Raw genomic sequence first — 7,334 nt, forward strand, 5'->3', positions numbered from 1 at the left:
TCACGATCTGCTTCATTTGCATGCATTTTTCAGCTTCCCTAAGAGAAAAGAGCATCCTGATAAGCTCTTCTGCCCTCATGATGCTCTTTTGCCTTGCCGACTCTTTGCTTATCTTAATGACATTGCCCGCACGGGTGTATTTTTTCGTGACCTACTGATTGTTTAATCCAGGAAATTTCAACTCTTTCTCGCCAGGGACTGCTCCATAATCCGGTAAATCCGGTCCACCATAAGGCGGGGATCCTGAACCAACCCCGCGGCAATCAGGGCGTTATCTAAAACCTGTTCAGCCACAATCCTGGCTAAAGCTTCATCTTCTTCCCGCAGTGGCAGGAGACGCTTAATTAATGCGTGGCTGGGGTTAATCTCCAGAACTTTTCTCCCCATATCCCCCATTTGCTCGTTGAGGACTTGCATAAACCGCTGCATGCTGCCGGTCATCATCCCGTCAAGGTCGAGGATAATAGCGGGGCTTTCCACCAGGCGGGTTGACTCCCTGACCTCGCTGACCCGTTCACCCAGCACCTCCTTGAACCATGCGGTTAAATCCTGGATCTGGTCATAGTTCAGCGACTCCACGCCCTCTTGCGGCGGGGGCGCAGGTATATTCAACTCGGCAGTATCGGCAGAAACCATCCTCTTACCCTCGAACTCCGCCAAATTGCTCAAAGCAAAGTCATCGACCGGTTCGTTGGTATACAGCACCTCCAGGTCCGCCGCCCGGAAAGCTTCCAGGTAAGGACCGGCCTCGATCGAAGCCCTGGTGGGACCGTTGATAAAGTAGATCTCTTCCTGCCCTTCTTTCATCCTGTCGAGATAATCCGGCAGGGAAACCATCTTGCCCGGCTCTGATTTAGAGGACTCAAACCGCAAAAGCTTGGCCACGTCATCGCGATGGCTAAAGTCGGTGGCTGCGCCTTCCTTTAAGAAGACTCCAAAGGTTTTCCAGAATTCCAGATACTTGTCAGGCTCTTTCTGAGACTGCTCCTGGAGGAACTTTAAGAAACGGCCGGTGATGACCCTGCGCAGCTTGGTCATCAGCGCTCTGTCCTGCGTGGTTTCACGGGAGATATTGAGAGGCAGGTCCTCGCTGTCCACCACCCCTTTGACAAAGCGGAGCCATTGCGGCAAAATATCTTCAGCATGCTGCTGGATCAAAATTTTTCTGCTGTATATATTCACCCCCGGCTCCAGCCGCCCAAAACCGAAACGTTCCATATTTTGCTTCGGTACAAATAACAGGGCATTGATGGCCAGGGGCGCGTCGGCCGTAAAATGCAGGCGGTAAAAGGGCTCGTCGAAGGCGTTGGCGACAAACTTGTAAAAATCGTTATATTCCTCTTCAGTTACCTCGTTCTTATTCCTGGTCCAGATAGCCTGGACCGTATTGACCTGCTCGCCGTTAACTTTGATCGGGAACGGTACAAAGCTGGAGTACTGTCTGATAATCCTTTTAATAACTTCAACCCGGCTGAATTCGTGTGTATCGTCTTTCAGTTCCAGGATAATCCTGGTGCCGCGCGAAAGACCTTCTGACGGTCCCAGATCATAGCTGCCGGCGCCCTCGGATACCCACTCGCAGCCAGCCGCTCCCGGCAGGTACGAACGTGTCTGCAAGTGTACTCTTTTAGCTACCATAAAGGCGGCATAAAACCCGACGCCAAACTGTCCGATCAGGTTCAAATCTTTACTGTCCGAAGCAGCAAGCTGCTGAATAAAATTTTTGGATCCGGAATGGGCGATGGTCCCGATATTTTCGATTACCTCTTCCTCGGTCATGCCGATTCCAGTGTCTGTAATGGTAAGAGTATGCTCTTTATCGTCCAGTTCGATAGAAATTTCCAGGGGAAGTTCCTCTGCGCTACTCCCTTCACCGGTAAGGTTGTGATACCTGAACTTCTCCAGCGCGTCGGCGGCGTTGGAAATCAGCTCCCTCAAAAAAATTTCCCGTTCCGTATAAAGAGAGTTGATCACGATATCCAGCAGCTGTTTTATCTCTGTCTGGAACTCTCTGGTCCGGCGCGGTTTTGTTGCATCTTCAGCAGTCATTTCGTTTCAAACCTCCAGTATATATAAATTGGGGATCCAAAAAAGGCGAGAGATTTTAACCCTCGCCGCTTACTTAAGTTTGGCGAGCAATTGCAACATTATTGACTTTTTCTGACCATAGTATAAGATGGGCACTGGCCGCATGTCAAGACCTTAAGGTATAAAAAGGGAGCAGTCATAATCTTATAAATCTATCCTGCCCAGGCGGCACAGCAATTAAAACCTCAGTCTTTCAATTGAGGAACTATTTGTAAAAATATTGAACCGGCAGGAAATAACGTCTTTAGCGTGAAGTTTTATCACCTGAGAGAAATCAATGGGGGGGCAAAACTTTGCTAAAGCGATGTTGTTTCATTTTTTCCGGCCTGATGGCAGCTTGTATACTGGTTTTTACCTTTGCGGCAGGTTCAACTGCCACTGGACAGACTTCCGGGTTAGAGCCGTCAACGGGCATCCATGTCTATCTTGACGAACTGCCGGTGTCATTCGACGTTCAACCACAGATATATGACGGGCGTACCCTATCGCCCTTCCGGGCTTTGGCGGAAGCATTGAATGTCAAGGTAGACTGGGACGGGGCGACAAATACTGTAACAGCCCGGAACGCACAGACTACAGTACTCCTTCAGATTGGCAACGCTACCGCATACCTGAATAACAGTCCCGTCAACCTGGATGTCCCGCCCCTGCTGGTAAATAACAGGACGCTCATTCCTCTGCGATTTTTTAGCGAGGCTTTCCAATGCAGGGTTGCGTGGGAAGGCTCCACCAACAGCGTCAGGATATTCTCCCCACCCGCGCCGATGGCGGTAACCGCGTTTTATGCCCTGGGTGACACCGCTACCAGCAGTTGGACCGGCCTGTTCGGCACGCCTTTTCCCAATACTGCCGGGGGCCATACGGATCAGGTCAGCCGGCTCGCTCTCGGCTGGTACAGCCTGGACCAGGACGGAAACCTGCTCACCTCCAGCAGTACCGGGTGGCAGAGGCCGGAGGGGTGGCAAGGTGTGCTTGCCGCAGCAAAGGCGTACAACCTGGAGACAGAAATGGTCGTCCACCTCACCGACGGCGCCGGAACGCTATCCAACCTGCTGGCCAATCCCTCCGCCATGCACAAAGCGGTAACCGGGATTGCCGGGGAAGCCGCAGGGTACAGTGGCGTAAACCTGGACTTTGAAGGCCTAGGACTGAGCGGCCAGGGGGAAGAACTAGCCAAAGTCAGAGAACGTTACACAGAATTTGTACGCCTGCTGACAGTTGAGCTCAAAGCAGACAACCTGAAACTGACCCTTTCACTCCACCCCCTGAACAGCGCTTACCGGGGCTATGACTACCAGGCACTGGGAGAGCTGGCCGACCAAATCATTGTCATGGCCTACGACTACGGCCCCAAGCCTGAACCGGTAGACCTTGTCCTGCAGGCGGTTGAAGAGGCCACCGCCTCAGTGCCTGCCAGCAAGGTGCTGCTGGGCATCTCGGCCCCGGGGGAGACACCGCAAAGCCTCCTGGTTAAAGCCGGTATTGCCAAGAGGTACAACCTGGGAGGGATCGCCCTGTGGCGGCTGGGTCTGGTGCCGGGCGAGGCGTGGGACACGCTGCGGTCGACCATACAGGCGCACCGTGAACTATCTTCCGGCTCCTGAAAAAAAGACCTATTATTCACAACGAGATTTCGACACCTGAAGCCCCGGCACAGCCGGGGCATTTTTTTGGTACAATATACTGTATAGATTGCCATGCCGCCAACGCTATCGGAGTATGCACCCAAGCTCCTGGAAAGATAGAAATTATCCAACCATGAATTGCCAGGTTATATGCGAGTGCAGGGGAAGCGCTCTGTGTGCATTTTCAGAGTATAGAATATTCTGGGGGGGAAGAAACATGATTGAGACACTGCTGGCCGGCTGCAGGCTCTGCGCCCGCAGTTGCGGAGCAGACCGTTTAGACGGGGACACGGGTTTCTGCCAGGCCGGCAGAAACGTAAAAATCGCCAGGGCTGCCCTGCACTTCTGGGAGGAGCCCTGCATTTCCGGACGGCGTGGTTCCGGAACAGTTTTCTTTGCCCACTGCAACCTTCGCTGTGTATTCTGCCAGAACCATCCGGCCAGTCAGCAGGGTGTGGGCCGGGAAATATCTATAGACAGGCTTAGTGAAATCTTCCTGGAGCTGATGGCAGCGGGCGCTCACAATATCAATCTGGTCACACCCACCCACTACGCTCCCCATATCATGCAGGCGCTGAACATAGCCCGGCGAAACGGACTGAGCCTGCCGGTAGTATATAATACCAACAGCTACGAAAACGTGGAAACGATCAGGTTCCTGAAAGGGAGCATCGACGTTTACCTGCCTGACCTGAAGTACTATAACGACAAGTACGCGTTAAAATATTCAGGGGTTGACGGTTACTTTGCCAAGGCCAAGGTCGTTATAGAAAAGATGGTCGACCAGGTCGGCGCAATTAAATTCAACAGGGAGGGCCTGCTGGTGAAAGGCGTCCTCGTCCGTCACCTCGCCCTGCCCGGCCTATTGTTTGATTCCAAAAAGGTTATAGACTATCTCTACCGGACCTTTGGCGACTCCATCTACATCAGCTTAATGAACCAGTACACCCCTCTGAACCAGGCCTGCAAGTACCCGGAAATAAACAAACCCCTGCATCCCGGACACTACAGGGGTTTGATTGAATACTGTCAGAGAAAAGGCATGCGAAACGTTTTTATCCAGAAAAGCGGTACAGCCTCGCCTGATTTCGTACCGCCATTTGACCTGGAAGGGGTATAACCTGCACCGGCTGATATTTTCATCATACGTGGCGCCGCAATAGCGGCGTGGGTAACTACTCTGTTTTATTGACCCTGTAAAAACGCTGGATATACTTACGCCCTACGGCTTACGACCAATCCGGTTTAGTGGGCGAAAAGCGCACGGCGCAGGTTGACCGGCTCAAAGCCCTGGCGAACCCGGCCTTCTTCCATTACCACAACCGGGAATTGCCCGGCATTGAAGGCGGAACCAATTCTTCCCTGCGCGTCTACCGCCAGGATGCCTCCCTCGGCCCCTTTTAACTCGGCCAGCCTCCTTAAGGCAAGCTCCACTGCCTGCTGCGGGTGTGCCCCGCCGGCTATTTTTTCGTCCACGAACTTGGCGGTCAGCGTTTCTACAAAGGACTCCCCGATGCCGGTACAGACAACCGCGCTTAGCTTTGTGGCATAGACCCCCCCGCCCAGGGACGGTGTATCCCCCACGCGTCCGGGCAGCTTTAAGGAGCACCCCCCGGTAGATGAAGCGGCGGTAAGACCTTTTCCATCCCACACCACACAACCCACCGTGTCCCCGTGGTAAGCCAGTCCGGTATACAAATTCTGAGCCGGTTTCTCGCCACGGGCCAGGCTTTCCCTGGCCTTCCGCCAGGCGTCAAGCTGCTCCTCTGATATACAGTTATCCTTTGGAAACCCATGCTTCCGGGCAAACTGCAGGGCGCCGTCCCCGGCCAGGATGACTTGACTGGTCTCCTCCATCAGCCTGCGGGCAACAGAGATGGGGTGGCGGACATCACGAATAGCCGCCACTGCGGCAAAACGGCTGGTTTCGCCATCACAGATAGAGGCGTCCAATTCCACTTCTCCATCCATATTCAGCACCGCGCCGAAACCGCAGTTGAAATTTGGAGAATCCTCCAGGACATTAAGCACAGCCTCAACAGCCGGCACACGGCCTTCTGCCAGCAGCACAAACCCATCCAGGGCAGCGCGCTCGAGAATCTCCATAAACGAACGACTGCGGCTGGTGTCAAGCCCGCCATGCAAAGCAATTATATTCATGCCCTTAGTCTGGGCAGTTAGTTTTGCTTCTATGCAGGGTTTCCAGGCAATTTTCAAAGATGTTTTATAGTGGAACAATATAGCGGGCCATCATAATAAAGTGGGTAATACTGCCCGCCATGACAAACAGGTGAAAAATCTCGTGGAAGCCAAAGCGGTTCGGGAAAAAGTTCAGCCATTTGGTGGCATAAATGGCGGCTCCGACAGTATAAAACACCCCTCCGGCAACCATTAAAGCAATGGCCCCGGAAGGCAGGTTTCTGACCAGTTGGATAAAGGGCACCAGGGCTATCCAGCCCAAACCGACATAAAAAGAGGTTGAAACCCAACGGGGCGCGTTAATGTACCACATCTTCAGGATGATCCCGGCGCAGGCTAAAAACCACACCACAGCAAGCATCGCCCATTTCCAGCCGCCACTGAGCCCGTAAAAAAACACAGGCGTGTAAGAGCCGGCAATAAGCAGGTAAATGGCTGCATGATCCAGCTTTTTCAAGATTACAACTTTCCTGGGCGAGGTCCGGATCCAGTGATAAAGCGAACTGGCTCCAAACAATATAATGACTGTAGCTCCATAGGTAGCCATGGTAGCAACTTTAGCCGCACTGCTGCGGGAGACAATTACCAGGTATACCAGACCAGCTAACGACAAGGCAAAGGTGATCAAATGAGTCCATGTATTGACGGGCTCCCTCATTTTAAAAACATTCATTAGGACCCAACTCCTTGTTTATTAACTCTCCAAAAACAATTAAATAATACTACAAACCTCCGGCAAATCCTGCCAAGGGACGCTCCGGTCAACTAATAAAAGAGCCTTCAGCACAACGCTAGCAATAATTTACCCTAAAAAAAGAAAAACTGAATCCCAATAAAAGGATATGTACAACAGTTTCTTGAATAATTCAAGAGACACTGTAACTATATCAACAGTTTTAATTTAAGGAGGGTTTGTGTGGGGATGGGTTTCTTTTTGGCCCTGGGTTCACTGGTAATAATTGCAATCACAGGCGCTCTGGGCATATTATCAGCCATAAGAAAGGACCCGGTCTGGAAAGACTGGCTTCTGGGATCACTGGCGGGATTTTTGTTGTTTTTTATCTCCCTATTCATCATACCTGAACCAACCGCAACCGTCAGCCCGCAGCAAACCGTTGAGCCGGGTCAGCAGCAAACTACCGGTTCAGCCGTGTATAAATAAACCACCCTGATGTACTGATTTTTGACACTCCGGCCACATATATTTTCTTAGTCTAATAAATAATACTAAAAAAACTTGATCGAGGTGGATTGCAATATGGTAATGTTAGGAGACCCTTTTGTCGCCAATGTTCCCGGGTCTTTGACACTTGCGCTAATATAGAAATCTCTACAAGCCTTGAAAACAGGGCTTTTTTTATTAAAAAAATGTCAAATTCTCTCCAATTCTTAGTGAGTAATTTTGCGTAATGTGTTATAATG

General features: G+C 51.5%; 6 protein-coding genes. 3 read left to right on the plus strand and 3 right to left on the minus strand.

Features of this window, described 5'->3' with window-relative positions; translation table 11 throughout:
- Window positions 1-177: 177 nt before the first annotated feature.
- Window positions 178-2,049, minus strand: a complete 1,872-nt coding sequence (gene htpG / locus Psfp_RS20460) for a molecular chaperone HtpG (protein ID WP_134220361.1) — start codon at window positions 2,047-2,049, stop codon at window positions 178-180.
- Between the two features lie 332 nt (window positions 2,050-2,381).
- Here htpG and Psfp_RS20465 point away from each other — a divergent pair, with 332 nt between their 5' ends.
- Window positions 2,382-3,692, plus strand: a complete 1,311-nt coding sequence (locus Psfp_RS20465) for a stalk domain-containing protein (protein ID WP_243120832.1) — start codon at window positions 2,382-2,384, stop codon at window positions 3,690-3,692.
- Window positions 3,693-3,930: 238 nt separating this feature from the next.
- Window positions 3,931-4,833 carry a radical SAM protein gene (locus Psfp_RS20470; protein ID WP_134220362.1) on the plus strand — a complete coding sequence of 301 codons (903 nt, stop codon included), beginning with the start codon at window positions 3,931-3,933 and terminating at the stop codon, window positions 4,831-4,833.
- Between the two features lie 125 nt (window positions 4,834-4,958).
- On the opposite strand, the gene Psfp_RS20475 is transcribed toward Psfp_RS20470, so the two are convergent.
- Together Psfp_RS20475 and Psfp_RS20480 are read right to left on the minus strand one after the other, a co-directional pair.
- A complete protein-coding gene (locus Psfp_RS20475) occupies window positions 4,959-5,951 on the minus strand; it encodes an isoaspartyl peptidase/L-asparaginase (RefSeq protein ID WP_134220363.1) in 993 nt (330 codons plus the stop codon).
- Window positions 5,938-6,585 carry a hemolysin III family protein gene (locus tag Psfp_RS20480; RefSeq protein WP_205079641.1) on the minus strand — a complete coding sequence of 216 codons (648 nt, stop codon included), beginning with the start codon at window positions 6,583-6,585 and terminating at the stop codon, window positions 5,938-5,940. Before Psfp_RS20480 ends, Psfp_RS20475 begins: the two co-directional genes overlap by 14 nt.
- Before the next feature lie 249 nt (window positions 6,586-6,834).
- On the opposite strand from Psfp_RS20480, the gene Psfp_RS20485 reads away from it, so the two are divergent.
- Window positions 6,835-7,074: a hypothetical protein gene (locus tag Psfp_RS20485; protein ID WP_134220364.1), complete on the plus strand. Its 240-nt coding sequence runs from the start codon at window positions 6,835-6,837 to the stop codon at window positions 7,072-7,074.
- Window positions 7,075-7,334 lie beyond the last annotated feature (260 nt).

The sequence above is a fragment of the Pelotomaculum sp. FP genome, assembly GCF_004369245.1.
GTDB classification, from domain to species: Bacteria; Bacillota; Desulfotomaculia; order Desulfotomaculales; family Pelotomaculaceae; genus Pelotomaculum_C; species Pelotomaculum_C schinkii.